At 73.5% G+C, this 14,359-nt stretch carries 10 protein-coding genes and 1 pseudogene; 4 read left to right on the forward strand and 7 right to left on the reverse strand.

Features of this window, described 5'->3' with window-relative positions; genetic code table 11:
• Positions 1–12: 12 nt before the first annotated feature.
• Positions 13–1,920, reverse strand: coding sequence for a glycosyltransferase (locus tag ACU436_RS19395; protein ID WP_459027209.1), 1,908 nt, complete (start codon positions 1,918–1,920; stop codon positions 13–15).
• 78 nt (positions 1,921–1,998) lie between these two features.
• Positions 1,999–4,950 (reverse strand): arabinosyltransferase domain-containing protein, encoded by a 2,952-nt coding sequence (locus ACU436_RS19400; RefSeq protein ID WP_459027211.1) that lies wholly within the window; start codon positions 4,948–4,950, stop codon positions 1,999–2,001.
• A gap of 54 nt (positions 4,951–5,004) precedes the next feature.
• Between ACU436_RS19400 and ACU436_RS19405 the strand changes: the two genes are divergently transcribed.
• Together ACU436_RS19405 and ACU436_RS19410 are read left to right on the forward strand one after the other, a co-directional pair.
• Positions 5,005–5,643: a nitroreductase family protein gene (locus tag ACU436_RS19405; protein WP_459027213.1), complete on the forward strand. Its 639-nt coding sequence runs from the start codon at positions 5,005–5,007 to the stop codon at positions 5,641–5,643.
• Positions 5,644–5,803: 160 nt separating this feature from the next.
• Positions 5,804–7,309, forward strand: a complete 1,506-nt coding sequence (locus ACU436_RS19410) for an acyltransferase family protein (RefSeq protein ID WP_459027215.1) — start codon at positions 5,804–5,806, stop codon at positions 7,307–7,309.
• A 17-nt stretch (positions 7,310–7,326) separates the two neighbouring features.
• On the opposite strand, the gene ACU436_RS19415 is transcribed toward ACU436_RS19410, so the two are convergent.
• From ACU436_RS19415 to ACU436_RS19425, 3 genes are read right to left on the reverse strand one after another with little or no spacing between them, the layout of a single operon-like run.
• Positions 7,327–7,695: a YciI family protein gene (locus tag ACU436_RS19415; RefSeq protein WP_459027217.1), complete on the reverse strand. Its 369-nt coding sequence runs from the start codon at positions 7,693–7,695 to the stop codon at positions 7,327–7,329.
• A gap of 13 nt (positions 7,696–7,708) precedes the next feature.
• Positions 7,709–8,464: a decaprenylphospho-beta-D-erythro-pentofuranosid-2-ulose 2-reductase gene (locus ACU436_RS19420; protein WP_459027218.1), complete on the reverse strand. Its 756-nt coding sequence runs from the start codon at positions 8,462–8,464 to the stop codon at positions 7,709–7,711.
• Positions 8,461–9,822, reverse strand: a complete 1,362-nt coding sequence (locus ACU436_RS19425; protein ID WP_459027220.1) for an FAD-binding protein — start codon at positions 9,820–9,822, stop codon at positions 8,461–8,463. The genes ACU436_RS19420 and ACU436_RS19425 overlap by 4 nt, the downstream gene beginning before the upstream one ends.
• A 59-nt stretch (positions 9,823–9,881) precedes the next feature.
• On the opposite strand from ACU436_RS19425, the gene ACU436_RS19430 reads away from it, so the two are divergent.
• The gene (locus tag ACU436_RS19430; RefSeq protein ID WP_459027222.1) at positions 9,882–10,481 is read left to right on the forward strand and encodes a DUF1707 SHOCT-like domain-containing protein; all 600 of its coding nucleotides are present in this window, start codon (positions 9,882–9,884) and stop codon (positions 10,479–10,481) included.
• On the opposite strand, the gene ACU436_RS19435 is transcribed toward ACU436_RS19430, so the two are convergent.
• On the reverse strand, positions 10,472–11,017 hold the full coding sequence (locus tag ACU436_RS19435) for a dihydrofolate reductase family protein (RefSeq protein WP_459027224.1): 546 nt from the start codon (positions 11,015–11,017) through the stop codon (positions 10,472–10,474). The two genes, ACU436_RS19430 and ACU436_RS19435, sit on opposite strands and share 10 nt — an antisense overlap.
• A 171-nt stretch (positions 11,018–11,188) precedes the next feature.
• Positions 11,189–12,868 (reverse strand): DUF885 domain-containing protein, encoded by a 1,680-nt coding sequence (locus ACU436_RS19440; RefSeq protein WP_459027226.1) that lies wholly within the window; start codon positions 12,866–12,868, stop codon positions 11,189–11,191.
• On the opposite strand from ACU436_RS19440, the pseudogene ACU436_RS19445 reads away from it, so the two are divergent.
• A pseudogene (locus tag ACU436_RS19445) lies at positions 12,858–14,261 on the forward strand (MFS transporter); the annotation flags it as partial. The gene ACU436_RS19440 and the pseudogene ACU436_RS19445 sit on opposite strands and share 11 nt — an antisense overlap.
• Positions 14,262–14,359 lie beyond the last annotated feature (98 nt).

Here is a 14,359-nt window from a genome sequence, read left to right on the forward strand (position 1 = left end):
GAAGCCCCGGCGTCAGTCGCCCAGCCCGTAGAGCCGCATCCAGTTCTCCCGGCTGGAGAGGCGCCCCAGCTCCGTGCGGTAGCGGCCGGTGACGGCCGGGGCCTCGCGCACGAAGCGGCGCAGGAGGTGCGCGCCGCGGCGGGCGAGCTCGAGGGCCTCCTGCTTGTCCCGGGTGCGCACGCGGAAGCCCTGCTCGGACATGTCGGTGACGATGGCGCGCTCGAACAGGGAGACGTGCCACCAGTGCGCGTCGCCCGCGGGCACGGACCCCGTGCGGTACGCCGAGCGGCCCGCGACCTGGTAGGCCACCCGCTTCAGGAAGGTGAGGCTCTCGCTCCCGGGCTCGTTGGACGCGCGGATCACCGGCCGGTCGTGGAACTCACCGCCCGCCTCCGACATCGGGTGCATCACGGTCTCCGGGTACGCCTTGCGGATCTCGCGGACCCGCGCGAGGGCTCCGGCGGAGCCGTCCCAGAGGATCTCCGGCCCGTCCAGGAAGTCCTCGACGGCCTGCAGCAGTGTGGCCGTCATCCCGTACTGCATCGCCACCAGCTGGTGCGACACCAGCTGCGTGAGCCGACCGGTGATCTTGCGTATCGAGAAGCCGCTGTGCAGCGCGGCCATGATGAGGCCGTTGCGGACGGTGAAGTACCGCTGCCACTCGTCCCCGTCCTTCCAGCCGAAGTCGGCGTGCCAGACGCCGGCGCCGGGGAGGGAGACGGTGGGGAAGCCGTGCTCGCGGGCCCGGTATCCGTACTCGATGTCGTCCCACTGCAGGAAGAGCGGCAGCGGGTAGCCGACCGCGCGGATGACCGCGGCCGGGATCAGGCAGGACCACCAGCCGTTGTACTCGGTGTCGACCCGCCGCTCCTGGTTGATCGGCATCCGCCGCTCGTCCACACCCATCAGGTAGGCCTCGCGCAGGGCACCGGGCATCTTCAGCCCCATCAGGAGCTGCTCCGGGTCGGCGTACTCGGCCGAGATGTGCAGGTGGCCGGGGTGCAGCAGGTTGAGCATCTGCCCGCCGACGATCATCGGGTGTCGCGTGCTCGCCGCGAACGCCGTGAGCCGGACCAGGATCTCCGGCTCGAGGAGCACGTCGTCGTCCATGAGCAGGACGTCGGCGTGCTGGTCCGGCGTGCCCTCGGTGGAGTGGAGCATGCCGCGCGCGAAGCCCCCCGCACCGCCGAGGTTCGGCTGGCGCACGTACCTCAGGCGCTCGCCCAGCGCCGCGGCGATCTCGCCGAACCGCTCGCGCGACTCGATCGGGTCGCTGCCCTGGTCGGCGACGTGCACCGTGCGGATGCACTCGAGGGCCTCGGGGTCGTGGGCGAGTGCCTGGAGGGTGTTGAGGCAGTCGTCGACGCGGTTGTGGGTGGTGATGGCGATGTCCGTGGGCGGCACCGGGCGGGTGGTGGCCACCGTCCAGCGCACGTCGGAGACGGTGAGCTCATCGGTCTCGGTGGCGATTTCGAGCCACATGCCACCGCCGTCGACGAACCGGTCGACGGGCCCGACGAGCCGCACCGTGGTGGCCTCGCCGTCCTCGACGTCGACGGCCGCGACGATGCGCCACACCTTGTTGGTGTCCGACGCGATCAGCCGCAGCCGGCCGGTGCCGCTGGCCACGGCCGAGACCTCGACCTCGCCGACGTCGGTCCAGCGCTGCCAGTAGGTGGCGTGGAACCGCCCGAAGTAGGTGTTGGTGCTCACCCGTGAGCCGGGGGCGAGCGCCACCCGGTCCCGCTCGCGGCGCGCGGCGCCCCGCTCGACCACCGAGTAGAGGTCCTCCGGCACGAGGGAGGACGGCCCGAAGAAGAGCCCGCGCTGTGCCAGCAGGGGGGTCGGGGTCCGGTCGGCCGGCCGCTCCTCCGTCGCGGGCGTGGCCGCCCGATCCGTGCTGTCCGATGTGCGAAGCATGCGCGCGGCCGTCCTCCGGTCGTCTGGTGCCTTTCCGGCCATTGTGGGGGCCGGGCGTTCGGGCCGTGGCCCGGGGGGTTACCCGACCGGGTCGATCCCGGGTATCCGCGGGTGGCCGTTCTGCTGCCATCCGGTCACCGTGTGCCATGCGACGGCCGGCTCCGGTCGCGCGAGCGGGGTGGTGGGAACCCAGCGGTAGACCTGTCCCGCGTCCCGGAGTGGGTCACCGGCGAGGTAGGTGGGCATCCGCCGTTCGGTGATCAGCAGCCGTGGTGCGACGTAGGGCCCACCGAACTCGGGCCGGTACGTGATGTGCGTTTCCGTGTCGTCGAGGGGCGGCGCCACGCGCCACTCCGGGAGCGGTGCGGTGCCCAGCCGCAAGGGCTCCGGGTCGAGGCAGGGGAAGAGGAACGCGACCGGCCAGTCGAGGACGGCGCTGCTGCCGGGCGGGAGCAGCGCCGTCATCGGGGTCAGCCGCGGCGCCCGCGGCAGCGTCGCGAGCGCGCGGCCGGTATCCGGCGCGTCGACGTCCAGCCGCGCCGTCACGGCGCCGGGAGGAGCGAGCTCCCGGATGTCGTCCAGGGGCAGCCTCGGCGTGATGCGCCTGCGTTCCAGCACGCCGGCCCCGTCGCCGAACTCGAGGAACAGCCCGTCACCGGGCTGCAGCGTCCCGGACGTCGAGACGACCACGGGAAGGGTCTGGGTCCGCTGCTGCGGGTCGAGCGCGAACCACGGCGTGGTGGTCCGCCCGGCCACCGCCACGCCGGGGACGAGGCGCCCGCCCACGTCGATCGGGAGCGTGCCGCCGGGTGCGCCCTCGGCGACGGGCAGCACCCCGGCCGCGGGATCGGTCTCCACCGACAGCCGTTCCTGCAAGCCGCACGGCCGGCCGCCCAGGGTGGAGACCGTGTCCGAGGCGAGGGTGTAGCTGTCGCGGTGCGTCACCGCCACCCGCACGATGGTGAGCACCTGCAGCGCCAGAACGGCCACCAGCACGACGGCGAAGAGGGGTGCGGGAGCCGGCAGCCCGCGGGGCAGCGGGCTCTCCGGAACGCCGCCCGACCGCTGCCACACCCACCGCGCGAGCTGGACGGCGACGACCCCGCCACCGGCCACCAGCACGATCGTCGCCACCGGGACGTCCATGATCCGAGGGGAGAGCGTGCTGAACGTGAGGGTGAACCACGCGCCCTGGTAGGGCCAGAGGTTGTAGCCGGCCAGGACGATCGCGGAGACGACGGTCGTGACCCCCAGTCCTGTGACGAAGGCGCGCGGGCGGGGTCGCAGCGGTGCCGCCGACCACGCCACCGCCCCCAGCACGAGCACGGCTGCGCCGTAGCCGGCGAGGTCGCCGAAGTGCTGGGTCCACTTCGTCGGTGCGAAGGCCAGCGTCGCCAAGCTCAGCAGCAGCCCCACGACGAGGCGCCGGGCCGGGCCGGCCGCGATTCCGGTGTTCGTGCGCGGCAGCGACCACAGCACGCCGACCGCGGCGAGCAACGTGCCCAGCACCGCCGCCCGCCGGCCGATCGCGCCCTGGAACGTCCACTCGAGCAGGCGCCGGTACCGATCGGGCTCCTCGAACCACGGCTGGCCGCCGCCGACGGCCGCGCGCACCCGGACGGACTCCAGCATCGCGGCGAGGCTCTGGTCGGGGACCATCAGGAACACCGCCGACGCCGGAGCGGCCACCAGCACGGCCAGCAGCGGCAGCGTGTGCAGGTCGTGGCGGGTGCGCAGCAGGGCCAGCAGCGGACGTGCGGCCGCGAGGAACGGCGTGAACGCGAGCAGGCCGCCCGGCGTCAGCGCGGTCGTGGCGCCGGCGAGCACGAGCGCGACCGCGAGGGGCAGCACGCGCGCCGTCGCCACCGTCCGCTCCACGGCCAGGAACACGGCGAGCGCACCCACGGCGACCCACGGCTCGGGCCGCAGCCCGAGGCCGAACGGGATCCACCACGTGGCGAACGCCAGCGCGGCGAACCAGGGCACCCAGCGCCGACTCGCGAACCGGCCGAGCCGGGGGAGCACCAGACGGGAGAGCAGCCACCAGCAGAGCAGGCCCAGCACGGTGGACGGCAGGCGCATCCACGGCGTCGACGCCGAGACGAGGGACCAGAGGCGGTAGAGGTCGTAGAACCAGCTGAACGGCGCTTCGGGCGCGTTCAGCCAGCGGTAGGCGTTGCCCACGAACCCGTTGCTACCGGTGCTGCGCACGATGCCCGCGATGTAGCCGTCGTCCACCGTGATCGCGCCGATGGCCCACCACACGCCGAGCCCGGCGGTCACCACGCAGTCCACGGGCCGGGGCCGCCACCAGCGCCGGGGGAGCAGCCGGACGCGTCGCGTCCGGTCGATCCTGCCCAGCGCGACGAACATGGCGAGCAGCGCGATCACGCCGATCACGCCGATCGCGGTCTTCAGCGGGGAGATCGTGGTCTCGAAGCGGCTGTCGGTCGTGAGCTGCAGCTCCACCCCCGAGCGGACCTCGGAGAAGGCGCCCGCGACGTCGGGCCGCACGTCCCCCTCCCGCACGAGCGCCGGCTCGCCGTCGACGAGCACCGATGTGCGGCCCGGGTCGGAGGTGACCGACAGCGTGCAGTCGCCGGCCGGGAGTTCCACCGCGCCGAGGTCGACGCCGGCGCTCTCGACCCGTACCGCCCCGTCGGAGGCGGCGATCCGCAGTCCCTGCAGGGGGCGGGCGGCCGCGTCGGCGCTCAGCGGCACCGTGGACAGCAGCACCTGGCCGGGCGGCGCCTCCCGCGCGGTCGTGCAGCTCGTGGTCGCCGTGAGCTCGACGGGTTGGTAGGGCAGCAGCGGGATGGCGGCGGCGCCGTCGGCCGCCGTCCAGGAGTACGTGGCCTCGGGTTGCTCGACGGGGGCGAGGGGGAATGCCACCGCCGCGAGCACGGCGAGCAGGCCGAACAGGCCGGCGGCCCGGCCGGGACCAGGAGCCGGTCGGGCGGGTGTGTCGGCGCCGCCGTCGCGGTGCGGGTCCCGCGGGCTGTCCGGCCCCGACCGCGCAGGCGAAAGCACCCGCGCAGCCTAAGCGAGCGCGGCGACCCGTCCGGGTGAGGGCATGATCGGGGGATGACTCTCCCACTCGGCCCCGATGACCTGCTCACCACCACGCGCTCGGTGCGCAAGCGCCTCGACCTCGAACGCCCGGTACCGATCGAGCTGGTCCGGGAGAGCCTCGAGGTGGCGCTGCAGGCCCCCACCGGCAGCAACGAGCAGGGGTGGCACTGGATCGTCGTCACGGACGCGGACCGGCGCCGCGCCATCGGCGACTACTACAAGCAGTCCTACGACGCCTACCGCGATCGGCGGGCCGCACGGCTCGCGGGCCTCTCCGCCGAGCGGCAGGTCGTCGGCGCGCGCGTCGCCACCTCCGCCGACCACCTCGCGGAGCGGATGGGCGACGTGCCGGTCCTCGTCCTCGGGTGCATCACGGTCGCAGGCGAGCTGCCGGCCGGCAACCAGGCGGGCCTGTGGGGCTCGCTGCTCCCGGCGGCGTGGAGCTACCAGCTGGCCGCCCGGGCCCGCGGGCTGGGCACCGCGTGGACGACCCTGCACCTGGCCTACGAGCGGGAGATCGGGGAGCTGCTCGGGATCCCGCAGGGCGTGCGTCAGGGCGTGCTGCTGCCCACGGCGTACTACACGGGCGAGACGTTCCGGCCGGCGCCGCGCGAGCCCTTGGACACCGTGATGCACCTCGACGCCTGGTAGCACGCCGTGCTCGCCACCGGCGGGAAGGCGCGCCGAGGACCTCGGATCGTCCACTCGAACGGATGACATGGGCGGGAACGCTCCGTGAGGACGGCGGCCAAGCCGGTACGTTCCGGGTGTCACTCGCACCGCTGTTTAGCCACGCTTCGTTTTCCCGAGCGTGACGAGCTCGCGCCCTACGGCCACCCCATCCGGTACTCGAGCGGCATCCTCCGGTGAAATCCGGGGCCTCACGGGGTTGCGTGCCGTCGCCGCGGTGTGGGTGGTGCTGTTCCACTTCCACTTCACCCCGTTGCCGGGGGTGGCCGAGGTGGCCGGCGCACTGGGGCCGCTGATCACCTCGGGCTCCCTCGGCGTGGACCTGTTCTTCGTGCTGAGCGGGTTCGTGATCGCCTACACCTACCTCGACAAGCTCGGCCCCGCCCTGCGCCCGCGGGCCACCGTCCGGTTCCTGTGGGCGCGCGCGGGCCGGCTGTGGCCGGTGTACCTGCTGGTGCTGCACGTGTTCGGGGTGTGGCTGATCGTGCGCGCGACGGTCGGCACGGACGGCGCGATCGCGTTCCAGCCCGTGCAGCCGGTGCTCGACGCCGGGCAGTACCTGCAGCAGCTCGTCCTGGTGCAGCTCTGGGACGACCCCTACTTCGACGGTGCCTCCTGGGTGGGCTCCACCTGGTCGATCAGCGCAGAGTGGCTCGCCTACCTGCTCTTCCCGGTGGCCGCGCTCGTGCTGTACCGGATCCGCCGGCTGCCCGCGGCGGTGCTCGCCTGCGGCTCGTTGCTGCTGATGCTGCCGATGACCTGGGCGTACCTCGCCACGGGCAGCCCGTACTTCCCGTGGAGCTGGCTCGTGCGCATCCTGTGCGGCTTCGGGGCGGGCGCGCTCGCCTACCTGGCCGTCCGCAAGCTGCGCCGGACACCCACCGTCCGGCGCGTCGCGTCGGCCACGGCGGCGGTGCTGCCGGTCGTGATCGCTGCCGGCCTGCTCTCGGGGGAGCTCGCCGGCCCCGGCCGGGGTGGTGCGGTGATCGGGCTCTTCCCGCTGCTCGTGGCCGCGCTCGCAGTGGCCGACCGGGGTCCGGCGATGCTGCTGTCCACACCCGCGCTCGGCTACGGCGGGCGGCTGTCCTACGGCCTCTACCTCGTGCACATCCCGCTCTTCGAGATCTACTGGTACGCCCTGGAGCGCTCCCCGTGGCTGGGCCCGCAGACCGTGCAGGCCTACGCCGTCGGCGTCGTCGTGCTGGTGTCCACGGTGGGCGTCGCGGCGCTGACCTTCCACCTCGTCGAGGAGCCGAGCCGGCGCAGGCTGCGGGACCTCACCCCGGCCGTCGAGCGGCTGCCCCTGCGCGTCGCGATCGCACTCCGCGTCCTGCGCGCCCGCCCGGTCGCCCTGCCGGACGTCGCCGCCTCCTCGGACGGCGCGCTGGCCACCGCGGCCGCCCGGTTCGCCGCCAAGCGTCGGGCCCACGCCCGGCTCGGGGGCTGGTCCGACGATGCCACGTCGGAGCCGCGGCACGCCGCGTCGGCGCTGCGGCCCGCGACGCTCGCCACCGCGCTGGCCAATGCCCAGCACCGGCGGGCGGCCCACCGCAAGGAGATGGACCTGTGGGCCGACTACGAGCGTGCCGAGTACATCCGGGGCGGCTACCTGCACGCCGGCTTCTGACCCGCGCGGGGAGCAACTCAGTCGGTCGGGCCCGCGGAGAAGATGATCGGGCGGACCTCGATGCCCAGGCCCTCCACCCCGGCGTCCGGGATCAGGGCAGCCAGTTCCAGTGCTCGCTCACGGGTGGCGCAGTCCACGATGTAGTAGCCCCCCATGAACTCCTTGGACTCGAGGTAGGGGCCGTCGGTCACCACCGGAACGCCGTTGCGCACCCGCACCACGGCGCTCCGGGCCGGCTCGGCGAGGGCGTCGGTCCCGACCATCTCGCCGGAGGCCTTGATGGTGTCCATGAACGCCCCGTGGCCTTCCATGATCTCCTTGCGCTGCTCGTCGGTGAGCGCGTCGAAGGCCGCCGGGTTCAGTTGCATGATCAGCATGTACTTCACGTCGGTCCGCTCCTCAGATCGGGAGTCGGCGGAAGACGGCGCGCGGCAGGTGCCGCAGGGCGCTCATCACGAACCGCCACGCCGCGGGCGTCCAGATCAGCTCGCGGCGCCTGCGCACCGCGTCGACGGTCATGGCCGCGACGGCCTCGGGTGTGGTGGCGAGCGGGGTGGGCCGCATCCCCTCCGTCATCCGGGTGTGCACGAAGCCGGGGCGCACGATGGTGACGGCGACCCCGTGCGGGCGCAGCGCCTCGGTGAGGCCGGAGTAGAACGCGTCGAGCCCGGCCTTCGTCGAGCCGTACACGAAGTTCGAGCGGCGGGCGCGCTCGCCCGCCACCGACGAGAACGCCACGATCGACCCGTGCCCCTGCTCGCGCATCCGCTCGGCGAGCGCGACGCCCACCGACACCGCGGCGGTGTAGTTCACCTGGGCGAGCCGCACGGCCTGCGACATGTCGGTCCACGCCTGCTCGTTGTCGCCGAGCAGGCCGAACGCCACCAGCGCCACGTCGATGTCGCCGCCGGTGAAGGCCTTGCGCACCACGTCGGCGTGGGTGTCGAAGGCTTCGGCGTCGAACGGGACGATCTCCACGGCGCAGCCGCGGGACTCCAGCCGGGACCGGGCGGCGTCGAGCCGCTCGGTCGGGCGGGCGGCGAGCACCACGCGCAACGGCCGGTCGTTGGCGAAGGCCTCCACGACCGCGAGGCCGATCTCGGAGGTGCCGCCGAGCAGCAGGATGCTCTGCGGGTTGCCCACGGCGTCGATCACTTCGTCAGCTCCAGTCTGCGGGACATGTCGGAGGCGAAGACCCCCTCGGGGTCGACGGAGTCGCGCACCTTGCGCCACTCGTCGAAGCGCGGGTAGCCGCGCCGGAAGGCCGCGGCGCTCACCCGCGACTCCTTGGCCAGGTAGAACCGCCCGCCCGCGCCGAGCACCAGCGCGTCCAGCTCCTCGCACAGCCGGTGCAGGCCGCGCGCGATCGGGAAGTCGACCGTGATCGTCCAGCCGGGCTGCGGGAACGACAGCGGCGCCTCGTTGCCCGCACCGAACCGCTTGAGCACGTTGAGCCCGGACGAGTGTGGCGACGCGGCGATCTTCTCGACGATCCGGCGGAACGTCGCCTCCTCGCCGAACGGCACGAGGAACTGGTACTGCAGGAATCCGCGCGAGCCGTACACGCGGTTCCAGTCGCCGAACAGGTCGAGCACCTGGTAGAAGGCCGTGATGTTCTGGATCGAGCCGCGCTGGCGCTTGGGCGCCTTGCGGAACCACAGCTCGCTGAACGCCCGCAGCGTGTACCGGTTGGCGAGCCCGCTCGGGAAGACGTCGGGGAACGACAGCAGCTGCGGCGCGTCGAACTTCAGGGGCTCACCGCGCAGCTTCGCGGGCAGCTGGTCCACGGTGGCGAGCGAGCCGCGCGTGAGCACCGCCCGGCCCAGCTGCGCGCCGGTGGTGGTGGTGTCGAACCACGCGGCCGAGTACCCGTAGGTGTCGTCCGAGCCGTCGGTGAGCAGGCCCATCAGCTCGTCGAGGTCGGCCGTGCGGTCGGTGTCCACCACGAAGTACGCCGACTCGGTGCGGTGCAGCGCCACCGTGGCGCGCACGATGACCCCGGTGAGGCCCATCCCGCCGACGGTGGCCCAGAACAGCTCGGAGTCCGGGCCGTCCGGGGTGAGCCTGCGGACGGAGCCGTCGGCCGTGACCAGGTCGAGCGAGCGGACGTGGTTGCCGAAGCTGCCCTTGGTGTGGTGGTTCTTGCCGTGCACGTCCGCGCTGATCGCGCCGCCGATCGTGACCTGCCGGGTGCCGGGCAGCACCGGCACCCACAGCCCGTGCGGCAGCGCGGCGCGCATGAGCGTGTCGAGGCTGACGCCGGCGTCCAGGTCCACGAGGCCGCTCCCGGCGTCGATGGAGTGGATCGTGGCGAGCCCGGTCATGTCCAGGACGGTGCCGCCGGCGTTCTGCGCCGGGTCACCGTAGGAACGGCCGAGGCCGCGGGCGATGACGCCGCGCGGGCCGGCCTTCTCGATCGCGGCCGACACGTCGTCGGGGGACCGGGGGACCAGCACCTTCGCGGTGGTGGGCGCGGTACGTCCCCAACCGCGCAGGCTCGTGGAGTCGGACATCGCGGGCCAGGGTAGCGCTCGCCCCGGTAGCGGCCGCGCGCCGCCGTTAGGCTCAGCTCGTGAGCGAGCCGTCGTCCGAGTCCCGGGGATTCCGCATCTCCGATGCGGACCGCGAGCGCGCCGCCCAGCGGCTGCACCAGGCCCTCGCCGAGGGCCGGATCTCGCTGAGCGAGCTGGAGGAGCGGCTGGCGGTGGTCTACGCCGCGCGCTACGAGGCCGACCTGCGGCCGCCGTTCGTCGACCTGCCGGACTCCGACGCGATCGTCGCGCGCCCCGCTCCGGTGGTGCCGGCGGACGCGCCGCCGGTGGTGCTCCGCGCCGGCATGTCGACGATCAAACGCAGCGGCACGTGGGACGTGCCGCCGCGGCTGCGCCTGCAGAGTGCGATGGGCTCGGTCGTGCTCGACTTCTGCGACACGGTGATCCCGCATCCGGTGGTGGACATCGAGGTCGATCTCGGCGCGGGTTCGGCCAAGCTCCTCGTGCCCGACGAGTCCACCGCGAACGTCGACGACGTCATGGCGAGCATGGGCACGGTCAAGAGCAGCGTGCCGTCCGTACCCCGGCCCGGTGTGCCCCATTTCGTGGTGCACGGCCGGGCCGGGATGGGTTCGGTGACGGTGCGGCGGCGGTTCCGCATCGCCGGCCGCTACTTCTGAGGGGCCGCCGGGCCGTAGACGAGGTGCACGACGCCGGTCTCGAACGTCGTGGAGGAGATGAGCGAGAGCGGCACCTTCGCCCCGTCGGCGAACAGCTTCTGGCCCGTCCCGACGACGACCGGGTGCACCAGCAGGTGCAGCTCGTCGACCAGCCCCTGCTCGAGCAGCCACTGGACCAGGACGGCGCTGCCCGTCGTGCCGAGCTGCTTGTCCCGCTTGAGCTTTGTCAGCTCCGCCTTCACGTCGCCGCTGACGATCGTGGAGTTCTCCCAGGTCGCCTCGGTGAGCGTGGTCGACACGACGTACTTCTGCGACGCGTTCATCTGCTTGGTCATCGGGTCCTCCGGGTCGGCCTTCGGCCAGTAGTCGGCGAACCCGTCGTAGGTCGTGCGGCCCAGCAGCATGGCGTCGTTGCCTCCCATCAGCGCGCCGACGGCCGCCCCCATCTCGTCGTTGAAATAGTCGAAATGCCAGGTCTCGGGCGACTCGATCACGCCGTCGAGCGAGATGAACAGTGCGGACTTGATGGATCCCATGCTTCGTCTCCTTCGGTGTGCTCAGGGGTGAAGACCGCGCCGGGGTGCGGATCTCATCGGTCCGGCGCCCAGAACGCCTTGATCGGCAGGACCGGGACATCACGCTCACCCATGCGCGTCATGTTCCGTTTTCGCTGATCACGACCCCTCCGACGAAGGCAAAGGGTCGGTCTAGAGCTTCGCGAGCTCGTCGGTGAGGTCGTCGAGGCCGAGGCTGCCCAGCGACAGTGCGGCGGCGTGCCAGGCCTTCAGGTCGAAGTCGGCGCCGCGGGCCGACCGTGCCGCCTCCCGCCCGGCGAGCCAGGCGCGCTCCCCGAGCTTGTAGCTGATCGCCTGGCCCGGCCAACCGAGGTAGCGGACGATCTCGCTGTCCAGGAACGCGTCCGGCCGCCCCGAGTACGCGCCGAAGAACTCGCGGGCGATCTCCGGCGTCCAGGTCTCGCCCGCGTGGAGCGGGGAGTCGGCGGGCACCTGCAGCTGCAGGTGCATGCCGATGTCGATGACGACGCGCACGGCGCGCATCTGCTGCGCGTCGAGGTAGCCGAGCCGGGCGCCGGGGAGCGTCAGGTATCCCAGCTCGTCCATGAGGCGCTCGGCGTACAGCGCCCACCCCTCGATGTTGCCGGACACCGCCCCCACCGAACTCTGGTACGTGGAGAGCCGGTCGGCGAGGTGGGTCCACTGGGCCAGCTGCAGGTGGTGCCCGGGGACGCCCTCGTGGTACCAGGTGCTGACCAGCTGCCACAGCGGGAACCGGGTGGCGCCCATCGTCGGCAGCCAGGTGCGGCCGGGGCGGGAGAAGTCCATCGACGGCCGCGTGTAGTACGGGGCCGCGGCGCTGCCCGCCGGGGCGATCATCGCCTCGACCGCGCGCACCGGGGGTGCGATGTCGAAGTGCGCGCCGTCCAGCTCGGTCATCGCCGTGTCCATCATCTGCTGCAGCCAGGCCCGCACCTCGTCGACGCCCTCCATCGCCGGCCCGTTCTCGTCGAGATGACGGATCGCGGTGCGCAGGTCGGCGCCGGGCAGTACGGTCTCGGCCTCCCGCCGCATCTCGGCGTCGATCCGCCGGTGCTCCTCCCAGGCCCATGCGTAGGCCTCGGCCAGGTCGAGGTCCGCGCCGGTGGAGAGGCGGGCGCCGAGCCGGTACCGCTCGGGCCCCACGGCGTCCGGGGTGCCCGCCGTGGCCGGCAGGTAGGTGCCGGCGAGGTACTCGCGCAGCGTCGCGCTGGCGGCGGCCGCCGCATCCGCCGCGCTCGCCAGGTCGGCGCGCACCGCCGCCGAGACGCCCTCCGGCGCCTTCGCCGCGAACGAGTGGAACCACGAGCCACCCTCGCCCGCGAGCCACTCGTCGAGCTGGCCCACGACCGTCTCCACCTGCCGCGGCGCCGCGTGCAGCCCCCGCCGCGACCCGTCCGCGAGGGAGGCGGCGTAGCCGCGGTACGCCTCGGGAACCTTGCCCATCCGGCGCGCGACCACGGCCCAGTCGTCCGGGCCTGCGGTGGGCATCAGCTCGAACAGCTGCCGGACCTGCGCGTGCGGCCCGAAGATGTTGCGGACCGCGCGGAGGTGCTCCCCGGCGTCGCTCGCCAGCAGCTGGGCGTCGAGCCGCTCGCGCAGCAGCCGCGCGCAGCGGCGGTCGTCGTCATCGGCCGCCTCCGCCGTGGCCAGGGCGGTGAGCGTCGCGCGGGCCAGCTCGTCGGCCGCCGCCTGACCGTCGGGGGACAGGTCGGGCACCCGGTCGTCGCCGGGGTGCGTGCCGAGTGACGTCGCCACGCGGGTGTCGAGGTCGGCGAGCCGCCGGACGTAGTCGTCGGCGAGGGAGCGTACGGCGGAGTCGGTGGTCGTCACCCGGCCCATCCTGCTGTATTCGACTGCCTTCGCTTCGCTCCGGCGGGATCGCGGGCCTTCGAGGCGCATCCTCGCGATCTCCGGCAGCCTCCGCGCCGACTCCGTCAACACCGCCCTGCTGCGCGCGGCGGCCGCCACCGCAGGTGACACGTGGGTCGAGCTCTGGAACGGCCTGGGCGCCATCCCGCCGTTCAACGAGGACGGGGAGGACGACACCCCTGCCTCCGTGGCGGACATGCGTGCCGCGATCGCCGGCGCCGACGCGCTGCTGATCTCCACCCCCGAGTACAACGGCTCGATCCCCGGACAGCTGAAGAACGCGCTCGACTGGGCCTCGCGGCCCTACGGCGACTCGGCGCTCGCCGGCAAGCCGGTGACGGTCATCAGCGCGAGCCCCGGTGACCACGGTGGCGCGTGGGCGGCCGAGCACCTCGGCAAGGTGCTGCACGCGCTCGCCGCCGGTGCGTTCGTGATGTGCACGGCCGAGTTCGTGATCGCGGGCCTGCTGCCCGACATCGCCGCGGACCTGGGCGTCGGCATCTCGACGGCGGGCCTGCTGATCTCCGGCTACGCCGCCGCCATCGTCGTCGGCGGCCCGGTCTTCGTCGCCGCGGCCGTGTTCGTCGCCGGCAACGTGCTGGCCGCCGTCGCCGGCTCGTACGGGCTGCTGATGGCGGGCCGGGTGCTCGGCGCGCTCGGACAGGGCGCGTTCCTCGCCACCGCGTCGGTCGTCGCCGCCGACCTGGTCCCGCCGCTGCTGCGGACCCGGGCCATCGCACTCGTGTTCGCCGGTGGCACGGCCGCCAACGTGGCCGGGAGCCCGCTGGGAGCGCTGGTCGGGCAGCTGCTCGGGTGGCGCGTCACCTTCTGGGCGATCGCTGCGCTGGGAGCCGCCGCTCTGGCAGCGGTCGTCGTCGCGGTGCCCGCGCAGCCGCCGCCCGTGCCCGGGACACCGCGGGACGGGCCGGGGGCGTTCCGGAACCGCCACGTGTGGCTCACGCTCGCGATCGGGGTGGCCGGGCCGGGCGGCCTCTTCGCGGCCTACACGTACATCGCGCCGCTGCTGACGTCGGCGAGCGGCTACCCGCCCCAGGCGATCGGCCCGGTGCTCGCCCTGTTCGGGATCGGGCTTCTCCTCGGCAACTCGGTCGGGGGCAGGTTCGGCCACGCCCGGCTCCGCGTGCTCGGCACCGCGCTCGCGGTGCTCGCCGCCGGGCTGCTCGGGCTGGCCGCCGGCGCGCGCTCGCCGATCGTGGCCACGGTCCTGCTGGTGGTCGTCGGGGCGGGCGCGTTCGCGATGGTGGCGCCGTTCATGACCCGGCTGCTCGACCAGGCCGCCGGTGCCCCGCTGCTCGCGGCCGCGGCGGGCGGATCGGCGACGAACGCGGGTGCCGCGCTCGGCGCGTACGTCGGCGGGCTCGCGATCGACACCCCGCTCGGTGTGACCGGCCCGCCCGTGGCCGGCGCCGCGATCGCCGCAACGGGCCTCCA

This window comes from Pseudonocardia wallangbongensis, from assembly GCF_054486945.1.

Bases quoted from the DNA above. Each gene is read 5' to 3' on its own strand.
- ACU436_RS19395 (WP_459027209.1), bottom strand. From the start codon at position 1,920: ATGCTTCGCACATCGGACAGCACGGATCGGGCGGCCACGCCCGCGACG.
- ACU436_RS19405 (WP_459027213.1), top strand. From the start codon at position 5,005: ATGACTCTCCCACTCGGCCCCGATGACCTGCTCACCACCACGCGCTCG.
- ACU436_RS19425 (WP_459027220.1), bottom strand. From the start codon at position 9,822: ATGTCCGACTCCACGAGCCTGCGCGGTTGGGGACGTACCGCGCCCACC.
- ACU436_RS19435 (WP_459027224.1), bottom strand. From the start codon at position 11,017: ATGGGATCCATCAAGTCCGCACTGTTCATCTCGCTCGACGGCGTGATC.